We start from the raw sequence: 24405 nt of genomic DNA, 5'->3' as shown, positions 1-24405 counted from the left end.
TTCATTATTACACATAGAGGTAATAAAAGGAACACGCTGTCCTTCCTCCACAGCTTGCGGTATAGTAGCAGCAAGAAGCCGTATGCAAAGGGTGATCGGAATGCTCGGTTCGTTCGGTTGGATTGGTCACATGGCAAGTCCCATCAAGCGCTTCGTCGAAAGCTGGCGCGATTATCCGCTGCGGGCGGGCACGGTGCTCCTTCGCCGTTATGAGCTCATCAAGCTCATCGGTGAGGGCAGCTACGGGCTCGCTTATTTGGCATGTGATCTAGTGGAGGGCGGCGAGCTGGTCGTCAAGCAGGCGAGGCCGAGTAAGGGAGCGCTCGGGCGTGAGCTGCTGAGCCGGGAGCGGGAGGCGCTGCTAGCGCTCGGTCATCCGTCGATTCCGCGCTGCCGAGGGCTGTTCGAGGAGGGCGGGAGGCTGTTCGCCGCCATAGACAAGGCGGAGGGGCGGACGCTGGAGGCGCTCATCTTCGAGCAGCAGCGCGGGTTCACCGAGGTGGAGAGCTTGGCTATTATCGCTAGGCTGCTGCCGATCGTTGGCTTCGTGCATGAGCGCGGCTGGGTGCATCTGGACCTGCGCATCCCGAACGTGCTGCTGCAGGCGGACGGCTCGCTTGCGCTCATTGACTTCGGCCTTGCCCGGCGCATCGGCGACTGGACGAGCCTAGTCGCCTTCACGGATGAAGAGGAAGCGAGAAGGCGTGCGCCCGAGGTGCAGAGCGACCTGTACGCGCTCGGTCACTTCCTGCTCTTCCTGCTGTACTCGTCGTACGAAGCACAAGAAGGACAGCCCCCGCGCGAATGGCACGAGGAGCTGTCCTTGTCCGAGGGCACGCGTTGCGTGCTGCGGCGTCTGCTGCTGCTTGCGGAGCCTTATCGCTCCGTGGGGCAGCTGCGGGAAGATATCGAGCAGTTGCTTCACTGTGAGTGGTAATGGTTAATGGATGGTGGCTGCCGAACAGGTCGTTACGAGCTCGAGCGGGAGCTCTTCTTATAATAGCTATGCCCCTTCGGGCGACCGTAGCCCGAGGAATACGATGAGGAGCCGCGGCGCGGTCCAGGTCGGCGCATGACGTTCGAGCTGCTGCCGTATCGTCTGTGCGAATGCTTCGCGCCGAGCAGGCTGTGCAGCAATTTTTGAATAAGATGCTTGATCACGATGAATTCCTCCCTTGGTATGCTTCGGTTAGACCTTACAGTACGTGGGGACTAAGGTTTTGGTTGCTCTTACGACTGCTTCAGACCGGGATACCGCCGCTCCAGCGTCTCCAGCAGCTCCTTGTACCCGTCATGCAGCTCCTGAATCGTTAGCAGCTCTGGCGTGTTCAGCCGCTCCTCCTCGGAATGCTGGCTCAGGATGGAGCCGAGACCGTTGCAGTTGTGCTGCAGCTCCTTGTGCGTCGCGCCCAGCTTCTCAATGACGACGCCGATCAGCGTCTGGTATTGCTCCATCGACACACTCCACGCCTCCTCTCCTTACGTTCTACAGCCTCAGTATACGATATATGCTCCTCACCCGCTATGTGGATTGCTGGGCTATGTCGGTTGTTTCGCAAGTACAATGGGGTATGGTACAATTTGCTGAAAAAAAGCTGCACCCCTCCCGTCCGCTCGGGTATGGTGCAGCAAGGGTCGGCATAAGGGGGATGAGACAATGGACTTGCGGCATTTTCGACTGGATGAGCAAGCACAGGGGACGTTCAGCGAGGAGAGAGAGGAATACGAGCGCGATTATGCGCGGCTCATACAATCTCCGGCCTTCCGGCGTCTGCAGGGGAAGTCGCAGGTGTTCGGAGCAGGCTCGGGCGATTATTACCGGACGCGGCTGACGCATTCGCTGGAGGTGTCACAGATCGCGAGGGAGACGGCGCGTCGCATGAACAAGCAATATCCGTTTCTGGCGGCGAGGGAGCATCCGGGGCTCGTGCTCGATGCCGATGTCGTCGAGTGCGCGTCGCTCGCGCACGATCTAGGCCATCCGCCCTTCGGGCATAAGGGCGAGGAGGTGCTGAACCATCTGCTCGCTGAGCAGTACGGGCTGAAGTATGAGGGGAACGCTCAGAACTTCCGTATCCTTATGTTTCTGGAGAAGCGCGCGGGCAGCGGCAGCGGTCTGGACCTGACGGCGGCGGTGCTGCTGGCCATTAACAAGTACCCGTACTCGCTCGAGGAGGAGGGGCGGCTGAAGGGCGTCTACGGCATGGAGTGGGAGCAGGGCATCGGCATGATCCGCGAGCGGTGGGGCATGCAGGCCGGGTGCTCGACGCTCGAGGCGCAGCTGATGGACCTGTGCGACGATATCGCCTACTCGACCCATGACATTGAAGACGGCATCCGCGCTGGCAAAATTCAAATGAACCGCACGTTCTTCGAAAGCGACCGGCTCGTCGACAATCTCGTGGAGGAAATTGTGAACGACCACGGCAACTCCGACGTCGGCTGGGATCAGATCGACATTAAGGCGATGGTGCAGCGGGTGCTTGGCGAATATTTGGCCCAGTGGGAAGCGATCTATGCGGTGAACGGGCGTGAGGAGTCCCGTACGAGACGTGAGATGAAGGCGCGCTGGGTCAGTACGTTCGCGGCGCGGGTCGGGATCATTGACGATACGGCGAGGAGCTGGCGGAAGGTGACGTTCGTCAAGGACGGCGAGCAGGACCTCGAGCTGCTGCGGACGATGGAAATATTGAAGAAGCTCGCTTGGGTGACGCTGATCAAAGATTTTCGCGTGCAGCGGCTGCAGAAGCGCAGTGAGATTATGCTCAGACAGCTGTGGGACAGCTTCATCGTACCGGAGCAGGGAAGACTCATCTTACCGCCGGACTGGGTCGAGAGCTACCGTCGCCACGGGCACGAGTGGACATGGCCGCGCCTTGTTGCTGATTACATCTCGGGCATGACGGATGCGTATGCGGAGAAGGTGTACTCGGAGCTGTTCGCGAGCAAGAGCGGCTCGATCTACGAGATGGATTAATTTGTGCGGATGAAGGCCTTTTCCTTCCCAGTGCTGCATAGGATGTACCGTTAGGGTGAGGCCGTCTGCTACGGCCATGCGCCATGTGCGGGACCCCATGCTGAGGGAGGGATCGGCTTGATCTACATACAGGGTACGACTGCGCCTCCGTTCCTGCTCGCCTGGAGCGGGCTTGAGCGCAGCATTTACCGGGCGAAGCAGCTGAGTCCGACGCCGTTTCATTACAGCTCGGAGGCCGCGCTGCGGTTCGAGCTGAAGCTGCGGGCGAGCATCGTTCGTGCAGCGGAGGGGCTCGCCCGCAGCGGGGCGGCCTTCGAGACGTTCGAGGGCTCGCGCTGTCATGAGCTGTATTGGATTCGGACGGAGAAGGGCGGCTTCCTGCTGCGGCCGGGTGCTCGTCCGTCGGATGCAATTACCGATATATTCGTGAACGGGCAATGGTATGCGTTCGAATGCGCCATGGCAATCGTCATCGTGCTGTACAAGGCGGTGCTCGATACGGCAGGACCGGAGGCGTTCGACCGGCTGTTCGGGGATCTGTATTTGTACTCATGGAATCATGATTCGGACTTGAAGCTCGTTAGCGTATATGGCAAGGGAGAGGCGTTCCCCGGTGATGTGCAATATATTAAAAATCCGGACGTTCACCCCGCCTACATCCACTGGCAAGGTGAGAACGTCATCGTCATGCCCGAGGGGCTGTACTTCGGTCATGGCGTCGCTGTGACGCGGGCGGAGTACATTATTGAGCGGCTCAATACGCATCGGATACCCGGCTCGATGGTGAGCGCCTATATGCTGGATGAGGCGACGTTCCCGAACTTCCCCGCCTTGCAGGAGGCGCTGGAGCGCGTGTCGGGTGCGCCGATTATGCCAGAGGCTCCGGCTATACCGTACGGGTCAGCGCCGGGAGTGTGGGCGGAAGCTGGCCCGGTCGCAATGCCGCCGTATGCAGCCTCGAGCGGCTCTGCCGAGGGGGCGGCGGTGCCGGGGGTGGATGGAGCGGCAGCGACGTGGCCGGGTCTTGAACGGACAGAGGACACGTACCGGATGCGAGCGGTCATCGGCTCGCGTGAATACCGGTACGCGTAGATGGACAATGACGGAGAGGAGCGGGGTGGCGCAGCAGGCTACAGCCGTGTTGCGTCCTCTCCGCTATGCAGCAGCACGTAGAGCATGGAGTAGATGGCAAGGAGGAGCACACCGAACAGTGCGCAGAACATCATCGGCTCGAATTGCAGGCTCGAGAGCACGGTGCGTGTGAGCGGCTCCATCTGCGAGAGCACGTCCCAGCTGTTGAACCGATATTCCCGACCGAGCAGCACGCCGTAGGCGCTGAGGAAGCTGACCGCTCCGATGAAGAGCCACGAGATGAGAGGTGTGAAGCGTCTTGTGACGATGGACTGCCATTGATACATCGAGACGAAGGCGAGCAGCAAGCCGTTCCAAGCGAACAGCAGAATCGAGATCATGTCGTACCAATACGTGAATTTGTACCAGCCTTCGGTGATGTAATTGTTCTTCAATATGGTCAGATGAATGAGATCGGTCACGATGTAAGGTGAATTGGGCAGAAAGAGCAGCCAGACGATTCCGATCGGGATGAGGCTGTAGGCGCGCGTGTATAGCGAGCGCTCGTGCAGCCATAGTCCCACTGTTGACAGCGCATAGGGAATCCAGGCAAGGAACAGATTCCACAGCAGGAAATCATAATACGTCTTCGGGTCCAGCTCGTCGCGCATAGCATAGACGATCAGGCATAAGACAGTGGACAAGGCAAGTGCAGCGAACAGCTTGCCGGTGGACAGCTTTCTCATGAATGTTCCGCATCCTTTCGGGCTGCACGGCTAGTAGGCGTAGAAGGCGTAGTAGCGTGTGCATATTTCTTCCTCTGGTTAATTATGGTATCATACATACAACGCAATTTTAAGTGGAAACTTCTAACTTCCATGCTCAATCATCCTCTGGATCAAACGGACGACAGGAACGCCAAGGATGCAGGAGGCGCATCGATGTATACAATGAAGAAGGCGCAAGGCGTGCGTCCAGTGCGGGCGCTGATCTTGACTGGAGACCTTGGGGACGGGCATCGACAAGCGGCGATGGCACTCGCCGAGGCGTGTGGGCACTCGGATAGCTCGGTACACGCGGAGATTGCCGATTATATGAGGGAGGTCTATGCGCTTGCGCATCCGTTCATGAAGTATTGCTTCTTGAAGGGAGTGGAGAAGGCCCCCTCGTTGTACGGCTACTTGTACCGGAGGTCACGGATGAAGGAGGAGCTGTCCACGTTCTCGCGGACGTTCCTCAGACTCGGATCGTCCAAGCTGCTGGAGCTGCTACACATGCATAGGTCCGAGCTGATCGTCTCGACATTCCCGCTTGCGTCGGCGGCGGTCTCGCTCTTGAAGGAGCAGAGACTGGTCCACGCTCCGCTCGTCACGGTCATTACCGACTATGCCGATCATGCGCTGTGGATTCAGCCTCACACCGATCTGTACGTGGTCGGCTCCGCTCATGTTGCCCATGCCCTGCGGGAGCGGGGCATTGCGGAGGAGCGCATACAGGTTACGGGCATACCGATTCGCTCGAGATTCTATAATCCGTCGCCGCCTCCTGCAGAGCTGAAGCAGCGGCTCGGTCTTGACCCGCTGAAGCCGCTCGTGCTCGTGATGGGCGGGGGAGGCGGTCTGTTGAGTGACGAGGCACGTCGACTCGTGCAGTCTGAGGTGCTGCTGGAGCGAGCACAGCTCGCCTTCCTGTGCGGCAGCAATGAGGCTGTGAGGCAGGAGCTCACGGCTGAGCTTCAGCCAGCCTACGCTTCCAGCGTGCGGGTGGAAGGCTTCGTAGACAACATCGAGCAATGGATGGGCGCAGCTACGCTGCTCGTGACGAAGCCAGGCGGCCTGACGACGTCAGAGGCGGCGGCGATGAAGCTGCCGATGCTTCTCTATCGTCCGATTCCGGGACAGGAGGAGGAGAATGCGGCAGTGCTGGAGAAGTCTGGCGTCGCCGTATGCGCCCGACCGGATCGCAGACTGCTCGATCAGTTGCTGGAGCTGCTGGAATCCCCGCGCAGGCTGGAGGAGATGAGCCGCCATGCGGAGGCGTTCTGCTGCGGATTGTCCGCGGAGCTGGCGTGGGAGGCTGCGCTGGAGCTGCTGCAAGGTCGCAGCGCCAAGAGCGCTGAGCATCCGGGCTGGACGGCAGCAGGCGTGCGGGAGCAGGTGCTAGAGGCGTAGCGGCCTGCTGGCTGGCGGTGAGGCCACTGCCCTGTGAAGCTGCTGGTTAGGCTTAGCTAGCGCGTATGGCTGGTGATCGCCCAGGTGAATGGACTTGGAACAGTCGGCTGGAGGCAGCTCTCCCTGTTGCCCACATTAGCGGAGGTCGGAGGATGAGTCGGGCTCTATGACAAATAAGGGACGGCCCTCGTACAGCTGCTGCAGGGGCGGTCCCTTTATTTGTTTCGTTTTCCATGATAGGGAGTTATGGCTAGGCGGACGGCTGCTGGTGCATAAGAGGCAAGGAAGGCTGTAAGGGACTGAGTGGGTAGAACGTGACTCCGCGGCATTTGGTACAGGTGCAGCTATGGCAGTCTGCCATTTCCTCGAGCGGCTCGCTGCACGTATCGCAGCGCCTAGTGGGCAGCTGCTCATAGAACTCGGATGTGCGCATCATGACACAATCACTCCTTCAGCTTTTAGGTACTTTTATCATACTACGAACCGGGCAATAATGTAAGCGCTTTTTGTCAGAAAATTACGACGAAATTTAATTTGGGCGTAGGTTGTCGATATTAGATGATGAAAGTTGGAAGTTGGACGTTAGAAGTTAGAAGTTAAGAGTTAGAAGTTAGAAGTTAGAAGTTAGAAGTTAGAAGTTAGAAGTTAGATGTTGAACGGCGGGTAACGGCTTGCTTATCACTTTACAAAAGTAAGTAACATGTGATAGTATAGTTATTAGTGAGTAAGCCATACGCACCATACAACGATATAGATTAGAGGAGTGGATCCATAATGAATGAGCAAAAAGAAGCCGTATTTACAGCTGAGGAGTTTTTGGTATCGCGTCGATCGGTTCGTCAATATGAAAAGGGGCACGTGCTGTCGGATGAAGAGCTGAATGAGCTGCTCGAGCTGGCCTCGCGCGCGCCGTCCTCATGGAACCTGCAGCATTGGCGTTACTTCGTTATTCGCGATCAGGCGAATAAGGAGCGTCTTCTGCCGATTGCTTACGGACAGCAGCAGGTAGTGGATGCATCCGCCGTTGTCGTCGTGCTCGGCGATCTCGAGGCGAATAAGGTCGCGCCTGACGTGTTCGCTGAAGCAGAGCCGCGCATTCGCGATATGATGATTCAGCAGATTGAGGGCGCTTATGCGAATAACCCAGCTCTCGCTCGCGACGAAGCGGTGCGCAACGGCTCGCTAGCCGCTATGCAGCTGATGCTGGCCGCAAGAGCGAAGGGCTATGATACGGTGCCGATGGGCGGATACGACCAGAACGCATTCGTACGCGAGTTCAAGGTGCCGGAGCGCTACATTCCGGTCGTCATGATCCCGATTGGCAAGGCTGCTCAGCCTGGTCGTGAGACAGGACGTTTGCCGCTGGCGCATCAGGTGTTTCACGAGAGCTTCTAATTTTGAAATTAATCTGCGTAAGCTGATATAAGCCCCGCTTCTCTCATCTGTATTGGATGAGTGGAGGCGGGGTATTTGGTGCTGGCTCGTGGACTGACGACCATCTCGTACCGAGGGAGCTTAACGCACGTACCAGCGCTCGTACTGCGCCCGGAGGCTGTCACGGCTGAGCAGCGTACGGTGCAGCGTGCTGCTAGGAGCGAGGCTGTTAAGCTCGACGATATGCTTGTTCAGGTCGGCCAGCAGTCCGTCGAGCTCGGGATGCGCTGCGGACTTATCCATGAGGCGAAGCGCGAGCTCCATCTTCGCGCCGATCTCCTTGCGCAGCATGATCCAGGGCGGATCGACGTTCGCATTGCGCAGCACCGTCTCCAGAATGTCACTCGTCGGAACGACGAGCGGCTTGCCGAAGCCGGGCAGACGCTCGAGTCCGCCCTTGCTGACGAACTGCTGGTAGGCGTCGTCCACCCAGCCTTGCTTCTCCATCTCATGCGCAAGCAATATGTCCCGATCCTCCAGCGCTTCGCGCGGAAGCGGTGCAGGACGCGCCTCGGACGGCTCGTCCTTGTCGCGCTTGTCACGACTGCTTGCAGAGGCGGGACCTGTTCGGTTGTTCACCAGGGCGCTCCTTTCATTCGAGGACGTGTAATGCTCTAAGCGTAAATAAGGAGCGATACCAAAGTCAAGCTAATCTCGAGGCGAAAGAGATGGTGAACCGAAGGCTGGGCCCGGCGGGTGGGGCCTGATGCGGACGACGTCGTGAGCGTGAGCGCTGCCTGCGAGCGCCTCCCTGTACAGCTGCTCTACACGAGCGCGTACACGGCAGCCAGCGGGCGCACCGCCTTCGTCTCCTCGATGTAGACGAAGGCGTTGTAGCGGGTGGGCATCCGCGAAGGGACATAGTTGCCGCGCTCGTTCTGCGGATGGTACACGACGCCGATGGCGCGATGGCCTATGGGCTCCTGCAGCGGTCCGTTCTCACTCTCGGCGTCGAACAGGATGATTCGGTTGCCACTGCCGAGCTGATGCAGCAGCTCCTCCCTGCTGCCGTCCCGTGCGGGCGGCACCTCCATCACACTCGGCGTCTCGCCCCAGCCGTAAGCGGCCATGACCGTACCGCGATGCGTGCCGAAGCCGACCGCATATACGCTGCCCTCGGGCGTCTGCTCGCGGAGCAGCTGTCCGACGTTCACCATCCCATCGGCAGCCATGTCCGTAGCCCGGGCATCGCCGATGTGCGTGTTATGCTCCCAGACGAGTCCCTTGGCCCCATGGCCATAGTAGTCGGCAATGCGTAGCACCGCCTCTGTCATATGTCGATCCCGAATGTTCCACGATTCCACGTCGTCTGTGATCATAGTCCGGTAATAGTGCTCGGCGTGCAAGGCGACGAGCGCGTTCATCTCCGCGTCCAGCGCGTCCTCCTGCGCAGCCGCTGTGCGACCGCGTTCGATGCGCAGCTTCGTCAGCAGCTCGACGACCTCCTTCTCGCAGCCTTCGCCGAAGATCGAGGCCGACAGGCCGTACGATTGCGCTTCGCGGCCGAAAGGACCGAAGCAGGCGAACGCCTTTTTCGCGGCATCCACATGCTCGGAATTGGTGCGCTCCAGGTATGCAATTACGGCCTCCATCGATTCCCATAGGCTGTATACGTCGATGCCGTAGAAGCCTACCCGAAGGTGTGGCGGTTGCGACTCGTTGTAGAATTTCAGCCACTCGATGAGCGACTCGGTCTCCTCGTTGGCCCACATCCAGATCGGCCATCGGTTGAATGCCTGCAGCAGCGCATCCTTGGCCGTGGTGGCGGCGCCGGGCAGTCCCTTCACATAGCGGTTCACCTCGAAGCAGGCCGGCCAATCGCCCTCCACGGCGATGAAGCGGAAGCCCTGCTCGCTGATGAGACGGCGTGTGAGCTCGGCGCGGACGGAGTAGAACTCCGAGGTGCCATGCGAGGCTTCGCCTAGCAGGACGAAGCGGGACGCTGCACAGCTTGGTATGAGCACATTGAGGTCTTCTTGGCGATGGAACGGATGAGATAGTCGGCGCACCGCCTCGGCGGTGGGTTGCGATCGTTGAGGGGTCATCGTTAATGGTTGTCTCCCTTATCGTTGTATAGTAATGGTAGTATGTCGCAGGCATCTCAGCTTCATGCCGCAGGGTAGCTGGCTCAAGATGGAGCCTGCTGACCATGGATTGACTTCGCAGCGGACCGTACGTTAATCTAATTTTAGTAAAATAGTGGAAGAAAGGGGCATAACCGTGGACTATCATCGTATTACTCATATTGAGGACCCGTATTTTCGCCAAATGCATGAGCTGATGAAGCGTGTATTTCCGAAGGAGGAGGTGCTCGCTTATGAGCTGTGGGCAGAGCCGCTTCAGGACCCAAGCATTCGCGTGTTCGTGGCTGTGCTGGAGGGTGAGGTCGTCGGCGCGACCGAATACCGATACTATCCGGATATGGAGATCGCGATGACGGACTTCACCATTATAGGTCGAGACGGTCTCGGCATCGGCCCATTCCTCGCTAGTCGGCGTATGGCGGACCTGCGCGAGGTGGCGCGTACGGCTGGACGGCGTCTGGATGGGATGCTCGCGGAGATCTACAACCCGGAGGAGACGGGCGAGCTTGCCTTCGGCGGCGTGAAGTCGATGAATCCGTATGTGCGCAGAGAGGTGCTGGCTCATCTCGGGTACCGGAAGCTGGAGCTCGATTACGTGCATCCATCGTGGCAAATTGACGGTGAAGCGGTGCACGGTCTCGACCTGTGCTACATGCCAATCGACGGGGAGGCCGCACAGACGAATGAGGTGCCAGCGAGCCTGATCGCGACCTTCCTCGAGACGTACTACGCGGTGCTGGAGGCGAAGCCTAAGGAATGGTACGAGATGGTCGAGCAGCTTCGCGGTCAGGACAAGCTGCGACTGCTGGCGATCTAAGGGTGATATAGTTGGGAAAAAGAACAGGTGACGCCGAGTGCTGGCGTCACCTGTTTGCTGTGGTGCTGATGTGTGCGGAAGGGCGATAGGTCGTGCGGGCGAGGTCTAGCTGTTGCTTGAGCTGCTGTCTGCGCTGCTGGTGTAGCTGTCGCTAGTGCCTTCGCTACTGGTCTAGCTGTTGCTACTGTCTGAGTGGCTGATCTCGCTATTGCTACCACTGCCGCTGTCGTTGCTATCGTTAGTATCGATATCGCCATCTGTGCTGCCTCGCCGAGCCGCCTCGGCCTGCTCCAGCTCGTCTAGCGCCTTCTCAAGGCCGTAGTTGAGCAGCAGCGTCTTGAAGCCCTTGCTCCGGCCCTCGGCGAGCTTCTCCAGACGCTCCATGAGATCCTTACGGATGTGCATGCGGCTCTTCTCGTGCGTATCCTTGCGCTGCTTCTTCTTCAGCGGGCCGCCCAGCATGAGGCTGAGGCCGTCCGAGTCGATGTCGGAGGGGAGGGCGATGCTGTCGTTCGTCTGGCTGTCCCGAGCCTCTAGAACGAACGTATTCGAATGGTCGGCATCCTCATTAACGTGCTCAGCGTTCAAGCTATCGGGTCGATCAGTTGCGTCCGCACCTGAAGCCTCGCTTGAATGGTGAGGCTGAGAGGCTGGGTCTGTGACGACAGCGGCGCGGGGCTTGCGCCCGCGCTTGCGAGCGAGTGTGGCGGGAGGTGTCATCGTCTGCGCCTCGGCAGGGGGAGCGCTCTGTAAGGAGGGCTCCCCAACTGGCTGAGCACTTGACTCTGCCGCTGGCTCTACAACTGGCAACTCGGCAGGCGCTATGGCAGGCTCTCCGGTAGGCGCTACGGCAGGCTCTACGATTGGCTCTACGACAAGCTCTGTACTCGTCGCAGTCCTCTTACGTCTCATTCCGGTTCCGCTACGAGTACGCTGCGAGGCAGGTGTGCTGCTGGTGAGCTCCTTCTCTAGCCTTGCGTTCCCCTCGGCTTGCACTTCAAGAGCGCTCGCTGCGGCTTTGCGTCGCGGCGACCGCTTGGTCGTGGTTATTGTCTTGGCATCGCTGACGGTCACATGCTCAGCGACTGATGCTGCAGGTGCATCCTCAGTCGCATTCGCAGAGTTAGAGCTGGCAATGACAATTTTCTTTCTAGGCGGCATAGTCGCATCCTCCTTAGAGTTGAGTGTGGGTGAGCTTCTGCAGGCATGAAGGGCTATAAATCGCTCAATTGTGAAGCGCTTACATGTATTGAACACCTATACATAGCTGTTGATAAGTCTGTCATTCGATGATGTATGATTCATTGTAGCATAACAGCATAAGTTGGCAATAGCGGTAGTGAAATGACAATAAGAATGACAAGTTGTAACTATATGCATGATCTCCAATTTCTTATACTGTGGGTGCAGCTACAAGTTGGAGGATGTAGATTTCTTTGAAATGTGCAATAGAGGAGATGGTTATGATGAGTGAGGCGTTGGAGCGAGGAAGGACCGGCCGAGGAAAGGGCTGGGCGAGGAGGGCAGGCAGACGTGTAATCAGCCTGTTATTAATTGCAGGTCTGCTAACAGGCATGCTGCCCACCGGAAGCTATGCCGACACCAGTATAGAAGGGGATTTGAAGGAAGCAGAGCAAGCGCATGGTACCTTTACTGAGCTCATTATGGATGAGAACGAAGGTGCGAAATTAGCCGAAGCGGTACTTACGCCTCCTATACTTAACCCGATTCCGGCATATGTAAGGGAGCACAGCATACAAGTGACTGGGACAGCCATAACGGATGCCGAAGTAATGGTAGCTGTCGATTCCGGCAATGGGTACCCAGAGTCGTATAAGGGAGTGGCGACGGGACCTTCGGAGGAGCCCGGCATGTCGACCTTCAGCATTGGGATCGGATTCGTGTCTCAAGGCAGCTATCAAATTACGGCATACGCCGAAAGGAATGGAGAGCGAAGCGAAGCAACCCCCACCCAGACGATCATATACGACTCCATTCCGCCCAATGCACCGGCTGGAGTTACAGCGAATCCCGGAGAGGCCGATCATATTGTACTGGAGTGGGAGCCGCCGCTGATGGAGGGGCCTTCCGGTGAGGTAGTGACTGATCCGTCGATCGCATATTACATTGTGAATCGCAATGGAGAGGCGATCGCTGAGACAGAGGAGCTCGTGTATGTGGATGCGGGCCTGCCCGAGATGGAGCTGTTCCATTATGGAATCATTGCCGTCGATGAAGCGGGTAACCGCTCGGAGCCTTATCCCGTATCAAGCGCAACCTTCCATAGCAGAGCCGTGAAGATTGCCTCTGTTCCCTCAGAGAATGGGTACGAGTACGTGGTCGCGAGTCCGGTGCTTAGCAAGGACGGGCGCACGGTTCTATTCTTCTCGAACTCACCGAATCTTCCCGATGCGGAAGAACAGGTTGGAATCTATGTCTATGATGAACGAGAAGAGAAGGTGGACAGACTCGCGGATGCGGAGTCCAGGTACCGCAGTGGAAGAGGGAAGCTGGCTGTCAGCGCGGATGGCAGCAAGGTGGCCTTTGTGGATACAAGCAGTAATATTGTATGGTTGGACCGGAAGTCCGGTATAACTGACTCCGTGACAGATGTGGCAAGAGCCTCGATGAATGACTTGTCCTTAAGCGCCGACGGAGGACTGCTCGCGTTCCTGTCTGATGCGGACGGCATTGTGGAAGGCGATACGGACGAGAAGAACGACGTGTTCTTGTATTACGCAGCTTCCAAGACGATGAAACGGATTACGCCGGTGATGGACGGCTCCGAGATGTTTGAAGCATACGGAAGTCCTGTACTCAGCGGGGATGGGCGTTATATCTATTTCATAGCGACTTCTACAGAAGCCCCTGAAGCAGGTCCTTACCCGGTATCGGAGCTATTCATGTATGACGTGACAAGCGGTACGACGGAGCGGATACGTGTGCAAAATGATCAGGGTGAGCCCTTTGAGGTTCGACAACTTAGTGTCTCCCACGATGGGAGATACGTGGCGTTTACGGGGGGACTTCGATTCCAGCATCAGCGGATTTATATCCACGATAGAGAGAGCGGTGAGACTGTTGCCATGTACCGATCGACGCAGCTCTCTAGCACGATATCTTTAGGAAATCCTAGCTTGAGCGCAGACGGCCGCTACATCGCACTTACGTATTACAACCGTAATCCTGTCGAAGGCTCTTCGACGGGTCCCTTCAATTCACCTTGGGGCGCCATCCGATTTGATTGGCGTTCAGAAGCCTACACTTATTTGGGACACCGCAGCCAGATGACAAGGAGTGCGATGCTAAGCGGTGACGGGGAGAAAGCGGTGTTCGTACTGGGGGATGATGCGCAGCTGTACTCTGTTTGTTTGTCAGACAACTGCGACCAGGAGCCGCCTCCTCCACCGAATGGCATTACGAGGGCGCTTCTATCCGTGCAAGCTCCTTCGGGAGGTGCCATTCGTATGGGTAGCAGCGTAACCATCACAGCCACCGCCGGTCCGGGGAGGGAGTTAGGGGCTTCGGTCACGTACGTGGCAGCACAAGGTCAACGGGTAAGCGAGCTGGCACTGAGCGAACGCCTTGATGCCCCCGGCGTGTATCAAGGGACATGGACATTACCGGAAGGCGCTCAGCTGCTGACCGGCGTTCGGGTTAAGGATCTTGAAGACGATCGCGTATTCCGGGACATAGACGGGGAGAAGCTGCCGTTGCGCGTGGCAGGGGAGCTGGAGGTAACACTGGATGCGACCTACTTGTCTCATCTTCAGAATGCATTCCTTACTGCTGTTAACGCAAACCACCAAGGTGCAAGTGTTCGCATCGATAAGGCTGCCATCTATAAGCTGGCGCTGCCTGCTGCCGATGCGTATACGCTGTCTCTGCGCGATGCCAGGGGTGCGCTCCTTCTGGAGCAAGCAGGGACTGCGGTTGTTGAGGGGCAGCGTACGGCAGTTACTTTATCCCCTGTCCCTTTTGCCTCGTTAGAGGTTAAGGTTGAGGGATCATCCGGACAGCCAATTCCAGGGGCTAAGGTGCGTTTCTTGAATGAGACAACGGGGGAAGTGCAGCTGCCGCCATCTACATGGGAAGGTATATTCAAGCTGCCGGGTACACGTCGGGCAGGTGAAGCCTGGCGCATTGAGGTTATTGTGCCGCAGCTGTATCTCCCTTCCGAGCCGCGCGACGTGGTGCTGTCGCCGGGGAGTCAGCTGTTGACGGTGCCGGTAGCTCTAGTGCCGGACGGCATCGTGGAGGGGGTTGTGACCGATTCGGAGGGCAACCCGGTACAAGGGGTAACGGTCAAGCTGATTAACTACTTGCTGGGCGGGATTGTGGCGGCTGTCGAAAGCGATCAGAATGGCGTGTATGCCTTGTCGGCCCCTGCCGGCCAATATCAAGTCCATGTCGAACGGACTATTCCGCCCCTGTATCAGGGCAGCAGAGCAACCGTCAATGTAGAATCGGGCAAAGCTACTCCTCATAATATGGAGGTAACAACATTAGGAGCTGCACGAGTCGAGGTCGATGCCCAGGTAAAGCGTGTAAATGGGACATGGGATGATATCGATATTTGGGAGCGCAGGACGGCTCAGGATTATGGCATGAGCTTGAAGAGCAGCAACTCATCTTATTTGAGCCAATCCATCATTTATAATAATGTATGGAGCTTCCGAGGTGTTGCAGGTGATCGGATCACCGTGTGCATGAACGGAGCGAGGAACGGCTTAACCTCCGACTGCGAAGAGACTGTGCTCGATAGCTATCGGAGAGGGAGCGTGCGGCTGGAGATTGAAGAGAAGGGCAGAATTACGAGCTCAATCGTCAATTACAACAATATTGATTTTGTGAACGTTGTCGTCGAGAAGCTGGTAGACGGAAAATACAAAACGTTGATCGGAGCTCCTGTTACAACAGGGGGGCGGATTGACATGTCTCTCCCCGAGACGGGTCAACTGCGCCTTCGCATACAAAAGACACTACGGAACTACAACGTACCACCTTATTATCCAACAGCGATCGTGCAATATTACGAGGTAGAGATGACGGACGGACAGCTTCTGGAGCTGCCGCCTATCGTGCTGCGGGATCAGGCAGACTTGTTCTATGGCGTACCGGGCAATGGGCTGCTCGTGCGAAGTGAGGCTATGTCGGGCGAAAGCGTGACGCTGCGCGGCAGCTACCGTCTCGATACGAAGAGCAGCTCCGTCACGAATGCCAAGCTGATTGTGCCGGTGCCCTTCGGTGCTGAATTAATTGCGGGCAGCGTTGTATGGAACGGTACACCAGTCGAACCGATTCAACGGGAGGACGGCGCTTATGAAATACCCATCGGCAATCTGCAGCCCGGAGCATCAGGTGCGGTCGTATATAGACTGAAGCTGTCATTGACTCAGAAGGAGCGCAGCGCTGTTCAATTCGCCATTGCGTATCAATCGGCGAGCTCAGCAGAGCAGAGGGAAGAAGTCGTGGGACGCGCCTATATCTACCCGGTTGAAGTTACCATGATTGCTCCGGGCCGAGTGGCTGATGAGCATGTGCCGGTGAGTGGGCGTGCCATTGCGGGCAGCCGCGTGCTGATTTATTCCGGACAGAATCTGATCGGTGAGGCGAAGGCAACGAGCGGCGGTCTATGGTCGGCCAAGGTGAAGCTTCCTCCGAAGCCCGAACAACGGATATGGGGCGATGGTGAACGGCATCATCTAACGGCGGTTATGGAGGATGGCGAGAAATCGGTTACCTCCGAGCCAGTCGTCGTCTCCTACGACAAGAATCATCCGGTAGTGACCAGCATCAAGATGGTGTCTCAAGGCAGCACGTATAGCTTTGATCCCCGGAACGGTGTGGCGCGATTCCCGTTTGTCGCTGATATGGGACGCCATCTCCTATTCGAAATCCAATTCAATGACAACTCTCGGGTGTCTAATGTGCGCGTTCAATTCGAGAAGAACGAAGTGCCTGCGGTGTACGTGCCGGCTAAAGATAAGTTTCAGGTCGTTACCCCGATGGGGGCTTCGAAGCTCGGAGGGGTTTATGTAACGTACGATGTGGCGCCTCTGGAGCCAGCGCCATTGCCTAAGCCGGACACAGCTGATCTGGAGGCGGCTGTAGCTGCAATGCCTGATGCCTGGAGGCTGGCGGAATATGAGATCGCAGAGGAAGCTGAGGGGGCCGTGCATCTCGGCGCTCAGGCTCTGCGCGATCCGACCGACGGCGCGTACAATTCTCCCTTGATCAAGTTCAAGATGGGCAACAGCGAGGAGTATGCTGGTTACATGCGCATCACAGCAAGACGAGTGAAGGGAGACGGCAGCGGCAAGCCATACCGCAATGTGAAGAGCGAGCTCAAGACGACGAGCACAGGTGTGGAGCTTCGGACTGAAGCTACGATCTCGGAAAGCTTGCTGACGCCTAGGGAGAAGGCAGTGCTTGCTTCTTTGGTCCAGGGGCATAGCAAGGACGATGTCGACCAGATCGTCATCGGCTTGACGACGGCTTTCCCGGATAGTTTAAATGCCAAGGTGTTGGACATCGCCAACAATTTGAGAAGCTATGTGACAGATGCGATGGATTTCACCGATTATGCGGATGAACTGCTCGCCTTCCAGGATTATGTCATCGCGAATGAATGTCATGGACCGACCCGGAGTCATTATATCAACATGACCAATCTGTTGTTCGATCAAGCGAGCACCGACTTGATAGCCAAAAATACGATTACTGGGTTTGCTCTTGTCGCTACGCATCTTCCGATTCCGCCGATCCTGGGCTTCGGAGTTTCCGAAGGTCTTCTAGCGCTTGGTAATTCCGTAAAGAACAACTGGAAGGACCGGCTCGATGAGCTGAAGGAGGAGTTCAAGAAGGATCAAGAGTGGCGGGATCGTATGTCAGCGGCAGGAGCTATCGATCGCTGCAGAACGCCAGAGGAGAAGGAGGAAATGGAGCGGCACGACAAGGAAAACCTGGTCGCCGATCCAAACTGGATTTACGATCCTAGCGGTTATGTATATGAGGCAGTGCCGAGCAATCGGCTGGAAGGCGTTGTGGCATCATTGTATCAGCAGGACCCTGTGTCGGGAGAGTGGCTGTTCTGGGACGCGGAGTGGTATATGCAGACGAATCCGCTGGTCACCAATTCGCAGGGCCGTTACGGCTGGGATGTGCCGGAGGGCAAGTGGCGGGTGCAATATGAGAAGCCGGGCTACGAGACGGCATACAGTGAAGAGCTGGTTGTCCTTCCTCCGCACTTCGATGTCAATATCCCATTGGTGACCTATTTGCCTCCGGAAGTGGAGAAGGTGGAGGGTGACGATGTATTAGGCTTGAGGATTGCGTTCAGCAAGCCTATGAAGGTAAGTACGATTACGGACGATACCTTGCTTCTGGAGACAGGGCTTGGCGAGCCGGTCGCGGGCCGCGTCGAGGCAGTTGGCGCTGAAGCGATGTCGGACGGTACGCTGGTCTCTAAGTATTATCGCTATGTGCCGAACGTAAGCTTAACAGAGGGTGCTGATTACCGCTTCATGGCAGCTCCCGGCGCATTGAGCTATTCGGGTGTGTCTGTATTGGATTCGGAGTGGCTGCCTGTAACGATTGTTGCAGGTGATGCTCCTCCGAAGGAAGCGGCTCGAGAGCTGGAGGCGGTTGGAGCCTCCCGTTCAATGGTCGCCATGTGGAAGGCGGATGCTTCGCCATGGGTGAAGGCGTTCAGGTTGTATTGGCGTAAGGAAGGTGCGGCGGAGTATGGTCAGCCGATAGAGCTTGCCCCAGGGGAGCTCTCTTACGGGCTAGAGCGGCTGGAAGCGGGAGTGGCTTACGAATTGAAGCTGACGACGGTTGGAGCCAATGATATGGAGTCTGAAGGCCTCGTCGTTCGAGCGGCTACTCTGGCTGAGCAGGAATTGATTATGGATACTACGCCGACAGCGGAGGTGACCGCTGTGACAGCTCGGCGTGTGGCCGGGCAATCGCTGGCTGTGGCGTGGCGCGATCCTTCTGATGCGGACCTGCGCAGCGTAATGGTCGCATGGCGCAAGCGTGGAGAGCAGGCATTCAGCGAGCCGAAGTTTGTAGCGCCTGGCGAGCAGCAAATTGTGGTGGAACAGCTCGAAATCAATACTGATTACCAGATTCAGGTGTCCACCGTGGACACGTACTGGAATGAATCTACTGGCGTTCTGGTCGAGAGCAGTACGAAGGAGCCAGCTAACGAGCCTGAGGATGAGCCTGGGTCTGGGTCTGGGGGAAGTATAGGTACGGCTTCACCTGATGACAACAAGCAAACCGCAGAGGTCGGCAGTGGTCCGCTCAAGTGGACCGGCTTCGAAGGAGCTGTGTCGCTGGCGTTGCCTGAAGGTGTTCTGAAGCCAGGCAGTGTCATTACCGTCCGTAAGCTGGAGGGGGAAGCGCCTGAGAGAGCGGCCGTGAAAGCGCCGCTAAGAAGCTTCGGTGATCTGTTCCGAATCGATACGGATGATGAGGCAGACACGTTCAGCAAGCCAATGTCACTCACGCTGCGCTATGCGCCGGACGCGGGTAAAGGCTTCGACCTGCGCAAGCTCGGCATCTTCAAGTGGGACGACAGCCTGAAGAGCTGGACGTACTCGGGAGGTGTGCTTGACCTTGAAGACGGCGGAGTGACCACTGCGATTACCGAGCCTGGTGTGTACGCGCTTCTGACTGTTGACGTACGATTCGCGGATCTTGACGGGCACTGGTCGAGAGAGACGGTCGAGGTGCTGGCAGCTCGGACGATGATTCACGGCAGAGGGGGCGGCTTGTTCATGCCTTCCGAGTCGTTGACGCGTGCAGAAGCGGTTAAGCTGCTGGTCGAGACGATGGGGACAGCCGAACTGAAGGCGAAGATCGCAGCGCAGGCTTCCGCCAACTCGGCGGCGGTTCCGCCCTTCGAGGATGTGACGGAGAAGGACTGGTACTTCGACTATGTTCGTCAAGCGACCGCTGCAGGTTGGATTCAAGGGGATGAGGGAAGGTTCCGTCCGAACGATTCAGTCAGCCGGGAAGAGCTTGCCGCTATGTTCATCCGATCGTTAGGGTTAGAGAAGAAGGCGCAGGCTCACGCGGATGAGCTTACGGATAGAGGGGCTGAGCCTGATTTCGCGGACGGGGATGACATTTCCGGTTGGGCCATTGGATATGCCGAGCTGGCCCGGGAGCTAGAGCTGATGCATGGAGATTCCATGCACCGTTTCATGCCGGCCTCCAATGCTACTCGAGCGGAAGGAGCTGCCATACTCTTCCGGGCGATGCGGGCAATCGGCTTAATTGAAGCGCTGAGAGAAACGGATACGCATTTCAAGCCATAATTGAATGGATACCTAGTAGAAGGCTACCTATTGTCTTTCGACAGCTTGGCTGTTGAGAGCAGAGGTAGCCTTCTGTGCTTGAGCGGTGGCGAAGGTATGAGTTTTCCTCGAGCCTATTTTTCGGTATAGTTGTGGGTAGGATTCAGTTGGAATGAACAGGCAGGGGGAAGCCGAATGAAGGAGCAGCTGCTCGTATCCGTGATCGTGCCGACGTATAATCGGCCTGGGGCACTGTGCGAATTGCTGGAGGCGTTAAGCCGTCAGACGTATTCGCATATGCATATCTATATTGTTAACGATGCAGGCGAGCCCGTCGATGCTGTGGTCGAGCTGTACCCGGAGCTGACGGTGACGGTGCTGAATATGGAGCGTAACGCAAGGCATGTGCATGCCCGCAATCGGGCGCTGGCCGAGGTGAAGAGCGAATACATTATGCTGTGCGACGATGACGACCTGCTGCTGCCGACTCATCTGGAGACGATGCTCGAGGCGATTGCGGACTACGATCTGGTCTATTCGGATGTGGAAATATTCGACTATGAAGTGGTGAACGGCACACGTCGGGCGACGAAGCGGTTCGTGTTCGCGTATGAGTCCGATCTGGCGGCGATGCGCACGTTCTCGACGTTCGTCAGCTCGGGCTGTCTGTATCGGGCTAGCCTTCATGAGCGGCTCGGGCCGTTCGATGCGGAGCTGTACAACTATTGGGATTGGGATTTCTACCTGAGAGTAGCACAGCATGATCGGGTGCGACGGGTGCCTGTTGCCAGCGCGCTCTACGCATACGGGGAGACGGGGGATAATATTTCCCGTGAGGTGGACGCGCCGCCGCGGCGTCACTACTTGGACAAGCTGTGCGAGAAGCACGGGCTCGGCGAGCTGCCCTCGGCGAATTTCTTCACGCTGCTGGAGGAGCCGGATATGCGGGCTCGTCGCGCCGAGACGACGGTGCTGTGGGACGGTGAGCCGTTCGTGTCGAGGCTGGCCTTGGCCTATGATCGGAAGGAGGACTAGACGTGTACGATTGGAACGGATTTGATGACCTCGAGGCGCCGCCCGAGGGGGAAAATGAGCAGCGAGGCGCGGAGACGCTCTCGCCGCCGGAGGCGTGGGACGAGCCTGCGGACGGGCCGCCGCAGGGAAGGAAGGCGCCGCCTCGGACGGAGGCGGGCGGAGCAGGCGCTGCGGCGTCGCGTGGTATGCGCGACGGGCAGCGCCCGGGTGCGCGCGCGGGCGAGGCGCAGCTGGAGTGGGGCGTGGGCGAAGCGCCCCGCGCCGGGCGCACAGCGCAGCGCGGGACGCAGGCGCCGCTGGATGAGGCGCAGCTGGAGTGGGGCGTGGGCGAAGCGCCCCGCGCCGGGCGTACGGCGCAGCGCGGGACGCAGGCGCCGCTGGATGAGGCGCAGCTGGAGTGGGGCGTGGGCGAAGCGCCCCGCGCCGGGCGCACAGCGCAGCGCGGGACGCAGTCGCCGCTGGATGAGGCGCAGCTGGAGTGGGGCATAGGCGATGCCCCGACTCGTGCCTCGCGCCCGGCCCCGCGTGCTGTGCAGCACCAGCTGCCTGACGTGGACGGACCGCGCACGATGGAGGCGGCGGTGGAGCTACTGCGTAAGTATTACGGCTATCCGGATTTTCGCGACGGACAGAAGGGTGTTATCGCCAGCATTCTCGAAGGACGAGACACGCTCGGCATTATGCCGACCGGTGGGGGTAAATCGATCTGCTACCAGGTGCCCGCGCTGCTCATGAGCGGTACGACGATCGTCGTCTCGCCGCTCATCTCGCTCATGAAGGATCAGGTCGACAGCTTGGACAGCATCGGCGTCCCGGCTACGTATATTAACAGCTCGCTGTCCTACAGCCAGGTCGAGACACGCATCCGCAAGGCGGCGCGCGGCGAATACAAGCTGCTCTACGTCGCTCCCGAGCGGCTGGAGTCCGAGCGGTTCCTCGAGCTGCTGAGCGGACTGACCGTGCCGATGGTGGCGGTCGACGAGGCGCACTGCGTGTCCCAGTGGGGACACGACTTCCGCCCGAGCTACATGCGTATTAACGAGCTCGTCTCGTACTTGCCGCAGCGGCCGCTCATGGCGGCGTTCACGGCGACGGCGACCGATCAGGTGCGCGACGACATCGTCAAGCATCTGAAGCTGAAGCAGGCGGGCGTCTTCGTTACCGGCTTCGCCCGGGAGAACCTGTCGTTTAACGTCGTGAAGGGCGAGAACAAGCGGGACGTGCTGCTCAGCTACATTCGCGAGCATAAGGGTGAGGCTGGGATCGTATATGCGGCGACGCGCAAGGAGGTCGACCAGCTGTGCGAGTTTTTGAAGAAGCAGAAGGTGGCGGCAGGCAAGTACCATGCAGGTATGACGGATAAGGAGCGCGCCGAGATGCAGGAGCAGTTCCTGTTCGACGAGGTGCGCGTCATGGTGGCGAGCAATGCGTTCGGTATGGGCATTGACAAGTCCAACGTCAGGTACGTCTTCCACTACAATATGCCGAAAAATATGGAAGCCTACTACCAGGAAGCCGGACGCGCAGGTCGTGACGGCGAGCCGAGTGACTGCTTCCTGCTGTTCAGCCCGCAAGATATATTGATCCAGAAGTTCCTGATCGAGCAGTCGATCTCAGATCCGCAGCGGCAGGCGCAGGAATACCGTCGCTTGCAGCAGATGGCCGACTACTGTCATACGCCGCAATGCTTGCAGCGATACATCGTCCGCTACTTCGGCGGCGAGCTGGAGGAGGACTGCGGCAAGTGCAGCAACTGTGCGAGTCCGGACATGGAGCTGACCGACATGACGCTGGAGGCGCAGCAGATCTTCTCCTGCGTGCGGCGCATGCGTGAGCGGTTCGGCGTGACGCTGGTCGCGTCGGTGCTGAAGGGGTCGCGCAACAAGAAGGTGCTCGACTTCCGCTTCGACCAGCTGAGCACGTACGGGCTCATGAAGCAGCGGACGGAGAAGGAGATCGTCGACATGATCCAGCTGCTCGTGGCCGAAGGGTATTTGCAGCTGAGCGAGGGCAAGTTCCCGGTCGTCAAGCTGTCGCCGAAGGCTAGCAGCGTGCTCGCCGGGGCGGAGCGCGTCGTGCAGCGCATTCGCATCAAGCCTGTGGCGCCTGTCATCCAGGACGTCGAGGCCGAGATGTTCGACGAGCTGCGCAAGCTGCGCTCGGATATTGCGAAGCGCGAGGGCATTCCGCCATATATCGTCTTCCCGGACAGCACACTGCGCGATATGTGCGGGGTGCAGCCGACGAACCCGGCGGCGATGCTCAAGATTAAGGGCGTGGGCGAGGCGAAATTTTTCAAATATGGGGCGTATTTCATCGAATACTTCAAGCAGCGGCAGGAGCAACAATAGCAGAGGGCCGTGGATTGCAGGATAGAATAGAGGGGGAGCAACGTGGCGAAGTCAAAATATTACGTCGTCTGGGAAGGCAAGCAGCCGGGCGTATACAGCACATGGGCCGAGTGCCAAGCGCAGACGAACGGCTACCCGCAGGCGAAGTTCAAGTCGTACGAGACCGAGGAGGAGGCGCGCCGCATGCTGGCTGTCGGCTGGAAGAAGGCGTTCAGCTCGGCCGCGAAGAGCGCGTCCTCGGCGGGCGGAGGCTCCTCGAGTGGGAGCCGACGCTCCACTGGCGCTTCGCGTAAGGAGGAGGCCGGAGAAGCGGATCTCGATAGCTTGTCCGTCGACGTCGGCTGCAGCGGCAATCCGGGCGTCGTCGAGTACAAGGGCGTATTTACGCGCACGGGCGAGGTCGTGTTCGAGCACCCGCCGATCTCGAAGGGGACGAACAACATGGGCGAGTTCCTCGCTGTCGTGCACGGACTCGCGCATCTGAAGAAGATCGACAGCCACATGACTGTCTATAGCGATTCGATTACCGCCCTCGCCTGGGTGCGCAACAAGAAGTGCGCCTCGACGCTGCCGCGTGACGCGTCTACGCGCGAGATCTGGGAGCTGGTAGACCGAGCGGAGGCATGGCTGCGGAACAATACGTATCCGAATAAGGTGCTGAAGTGGAACACGAAGGCATGGGGCGAGATTAAGGCGGATTATGGGAGGAAGTAGTGGGGGAGGGGGCAGTAGTGCAACAACCCCATCCTGTGAATTCTGGTTGAATTTTATGGACAGGGGTTTGGCTTGGTTCGTCTCCATATGCCAAATCCACAAAACGAAAAGGAGCTTGCTGCTGAAGAATAGTGGCAGGCTCCTTTTTGTCTCTAAATATTATAATTTAGATCATTTGATCACGCATAACCTCTGCGTAATGCTCCATCATTTCTGACTCGTATTGTTCTTCAGTAATTTCAAATCTTGCGGAAGTTACAAGCTCATCAAAATTTTCTACATGTTCTTCTATAAACTCAAAGGCTGTTTCGTAGCAGATTATTAATTTTCCGTTTAATTCCGCTACTTCTTCGGTTGTGAGATTAACTTCATAGTGTCAACGCTCACGTAATTTGTCGGTGCAATCATCACCGCCAATGACGTGAGCGTTTGTGCGTCAGCCA

The 24405-nt window shown here is 57.9% G+C and carries 17 protein-coding genes; 10 read left to right on the top strand and 7 right to left on the bottom strand.

Translation table 11 applies throughout. The features are described from left to right. Positions 1–82: 82 nt before the first annotated feature. A complete protein-coding gene (locus PAE68_RS21410) occupies positions 83–937 on the top strand; it encodes a serine/threonine protein kinase (RefSeq protein ID WP_281890327.1) in 855 nt (284 codons plus the stop codon). A 32-nt stretch (positions 938–969) separates the two neighbouring features. On the opposite strand, the gene PAE68_RS21405 is transcribed toward PAE68_RS21410, so the two are convergent. Beyond that, positions 970–1161 (bottom strand): hypothetical protein, encoded by a 192-nt coding sequence (locus tag PAE68_RS21405; protein ID WP_281890325.1) that lies wholly within the window; start codon positions 1159–1161, stop codon positions 970–972. Positions 1162–1230: 69 nt separating this feature from the next. Continuing rightward, positions 1231–1455: a hypothetical protein gene (locus tag PAE68_RS21400; protein WP_281891181.1), complete on the bottom strand. Its 225-nt coding sequence runs from the start codon at positions 1453–1455 to the stop codon at positions 1231–1233. Between the two features lie 202 nt (positions 1456–1657). Between PAE68_RS21400 and PAE68_RS21395 the strand changes: the two genes are divergently transcribed. Together PAE68_RS21395 and PAE68_RS21390 are read left to right on the top strand one after the other, a co-directional pair. Next, on the top strand, positions 1658–2977 hold the full coding sequence (locus PAE68_RS21395) for a deoxyguanosinetriphosphate triphosphohydrolase family protein (RefSeq protein ID WP_281890323.1): 1320 nt from the start codon (positions 1658–1660) through the stop codon (positions 2975–2977). 117 nt (positions 2978–3094) lie between these two features. Then, the gene (locus tag PAE68_RS21390; RefSeq protein ID WP_281890320.1) at positions 3095–4069 is read left to right on the top strand and encodes a protein-glutamine gamma-glutamyltransferase; all 975 of its coding nucleotides are present in this window, start codon (positions 3095–3097) and stop codon (positions 4067–4069) included. A gap of 38 nt (positions 4070–4107) precedes the next feature. Here PAE68_RS21390 and PAE68_RS21385 read toward each other — a convergent pair whose 3' ends face one another. After that, a complete protein-coding gene (locus tag PAE68_RS21385; protein WP_281890318.1) occupies positions 4108–4794 on the bottom strand; it encodes a DUF1361 domain-containing protein in 687 nt (228 codons plus the stop codon). 195 nt (positions 4795–4989) lie between these two features. On the opposite strand from PAE68_RS21385, the gene PAE68_RS21380 reads away from it, so the two are divergent. Then, entirely contained in the window at positions 4990–6219 is a 1230-nt protein-coding gene (locus PAE68_RS21380) for an MGDG synthase family glycosyltransferase (RefSeq protein ID WP_281890316.1), read from the top strand. 250 nt (positions 6220–6469) lie between these two features. Here the strand turns inward: PAE68_RS21380 and yhfH are convergent, their stop codons facing one another. Then, positions 6470–6655 carry a protein YhfH gene (yhfH, locus tag PAE68_RS21375; protein WP_281890314.1) on the bottom strand — a complete coding sequence of 62 codons (186 nt, stop codon included), beginning with the start codon at positions 6653–6655 and terminating at the stop codon, positions 6470–6472. Positions 6656–6993: 338 nt separating this feature from the next. On the opposite strand from yhfH, the gene PAE68_RS21370 reads away from it, so the two are divergent. Beyond that, positions 6994–7614 (top strand): nitroreductase family protein, encoded by a 621-nt coding sequence (locus PAE68_RS21370; RefSeq protein ID WP_281890312.1) that lies wholly within the window; start codon positions 6994–6996, stop codon positions 7612–7614. Between the two features lie 120 nt (positions 7615–7734). On the opposite strand, the gene PAE68_RS21365 is transcribed toward PAE68_RS21370, so the two are convergent. Together PAE68_RS21365 and PAE68_RS21360 are read right to left on the bottom strand one after the other, a co-directional pair. Next, positions 7735–8232 (bottom strand): DnaJ family domain-containing protein, encoded by a 498-nt coding sequence (locus tag PAE68_RS21365; RefSeq protein ID WP_281890311.1) that lies wholly within the window; start codon positions 8230–8232, stop codon positions 7735–7737. Positions 8233–8417: 185 nt separating this feature from the next. Further along, entirely contained in the window at positions 8418–9698 is a 1281-nt protein-coding gene (locus tag PAE68_RS21360) for an erythromycin esterase family protein (protein ID WP_281890309.1), read from the bottom strand. A gap of 175 nt (positions 9699–9873) precedes the next feature. Here PAE68_RS21360 and PAE68_RS21355 point away from each other — a divergent pair, with 175 nt between their 5' ends. After that, on the top strand, positions 9874–10554 hold the full coding sequence (locus PAE68_RS21355; RefSeq protein WP_281890307.1) for a GNAT family N-acetyltransferase: 681 nt from the start codon (positions 9874–9876) through the stop codon (positions 10552–10554). A gap of 171 nt (positions 10555–10725) precedes the next feature. On the opposite strand, the gene PAE68_RS21350 is transcribed toward PAE68_RS21355, so the two are convergent. Next, a complete protein-coding gene (locus PAE68_RS21350) occupies positions 10726–11715 on the bottom strand; it encodes a hypothetical protein (protein WP_281890306.1) in 990 nt (329 codons plus the stop codon). Between the two features lie 305 nt (positions 11716–12020). Here PAE68_RS21350 and PAE68_RS21345 point away from each other — a divergent pair, with 305 nt between their 5' ends. The 4 genes from PAE68_RS21345 (at position 12021) to rnhA (ending at position 23962) form a co-directional block, all read left to right on the top strand. Continuing rightward, positions 12021–19883 (top strand): S-layer homology domain-containing protein, encoded by a 7863-nt coding sequence (locus PAE68_RS21345; protein WP_281890304.1) that lies wholly within the window; start codon positions 12021–12023, stop codon positions 19881–19883. Positions 19884–20057: 174 nt separating this feature from the next. Beyond that, entirely contained in the window at positions 20058–20897 is an 840-nt protein-coding gene (locus tag PAE68_RS21340) for a glycosyltransferase family 2 protein (RefSeq protein ID WP_281890303.1), read from the top strand. A 569-nt stretch (positions 20898–21466) separates the two neighbouring features. Next, positions 21467–23248, top strand: coding sequence for a DNA helicase RecQ (recQ, locus tag PAE68_RS21335; RefSeq protein WP_281891179.1), 1782 nt, complete (start codon positions 21467–21469; stop codon positions 23246–23248). Positions 23249–23290: 42 nt separating this feature from the next. After that, the gene (rnhA, locus tag PAE68_RS21330) at positions 23291–23962 is read left to right on the top strand and encodes a ribonuclease H (RefSeq protein WP_281890302.1); all 672 of its coding nucleotides are present in this window, start codon (positions 23291–23293) and stop codon (positions 23960–23962) included. The last annotated feature ends 443 nt before the right edge of the window (positions 23963–24405 follow it).

This window comes from Paenibacillus sp. YYML68 (assembly GCF_027923405.1).
Taxonomy (GTDB): Bacteria; Bacillota; Bacilli; order Paenibacillales; family NBRC-103111; genus Paenibacillus_G.
The sequence above is the reverse complement of the archived record's forward strand: the minus strand, read 5'-3'. Positions and strand labels throughout refer to the sequence as shown.

Bases quoted from the DNA above. Each gene is read 5' to 3' on its own strand.
- PAE68_RS21410 (WP_281890327.1), top strand. From the start codon at position 83: ATGCAAAGGGTGATCGGAATGCTCGGTTCGTTCGGTTGGATTGGTCAC.
- PAE68_RS21400 (WP_281891181.1), bottom strand. From the start codon at position 1,455: ATGGAGCAATACCAGACGCTGATCGGCGTCGTCATTGAGAAGCTGGGC.
- PAE68_RS21395 (WP_281890323.1), top strand. From the start codon at position 1,658: ATGGACTTGCGGCATTTTCGACTGGATGAGCAAGCACAGGGGACGTTC.
- PAE68_RS21385 (WP_281890318.1), bottom strand. From the start codon at position 4,794: ATGAGAAAGCTGTCCACCGGCAAGCTGTTCGCTGCACTTGCCTTGTCC.
- PAE68_RS21380 (WP_281890316.1), top strand. From the start codon at position 4,990: ATGTATACAATGAAGAAGGCGCAAGGCGTGCGTCCAGTGCGGGCGCTG.
- yhfH (WP_281890314.1), bottom strand. From the start codon at position 6,655: ATGATGCGCACATCCGAGTTCTATGAGCAGCTGCCCACTAGGCGCTGC.
- PAE68_RS21370 (WP_281890312.1), top strand. From the start codon at position 6,994: ATGAATGAGCAAAAAGAAGCCGTATTTACAGCTGAGGAGTTTTTGGTA.
- PAE68_RS21360 (WP_281890309.1), bottom strand. From the start codon at position 9,698: ATGACCCCTCAACGATCGCAACCCACCGCCGAGGCGGTGCGCCGACTA.
- PAE68_RS21350 (WP_281890306.1), bottom strand. From the start codon at position 11,715: ATGCCGCCTAGAAAGAAAATTGTCATTGCCAGCTCTAACTCTGCGAAT.
- PAE68_RS21345 (WP_281890304.1), top strand. From the start codon at position 12,021: ATGAGTGAGGCGTTGGAGCGAGGAAGGACCGGCCGAGGAAAGGGCTGG.
- PAE68_RS21340 (WP_281890303.1), top strand. From the start codon at position 20,058: ATGAAGGAGCAGCTGCTCGTATCCGTGATCGTGCCGACGTATAATCGG.
- recQ (WP_281891179.1), top strand. From the start codon at position 21,467: ATGGAGGCGGCGGTGGAGCTACTGCGTAAGTATTACGGCTATCCGGAT.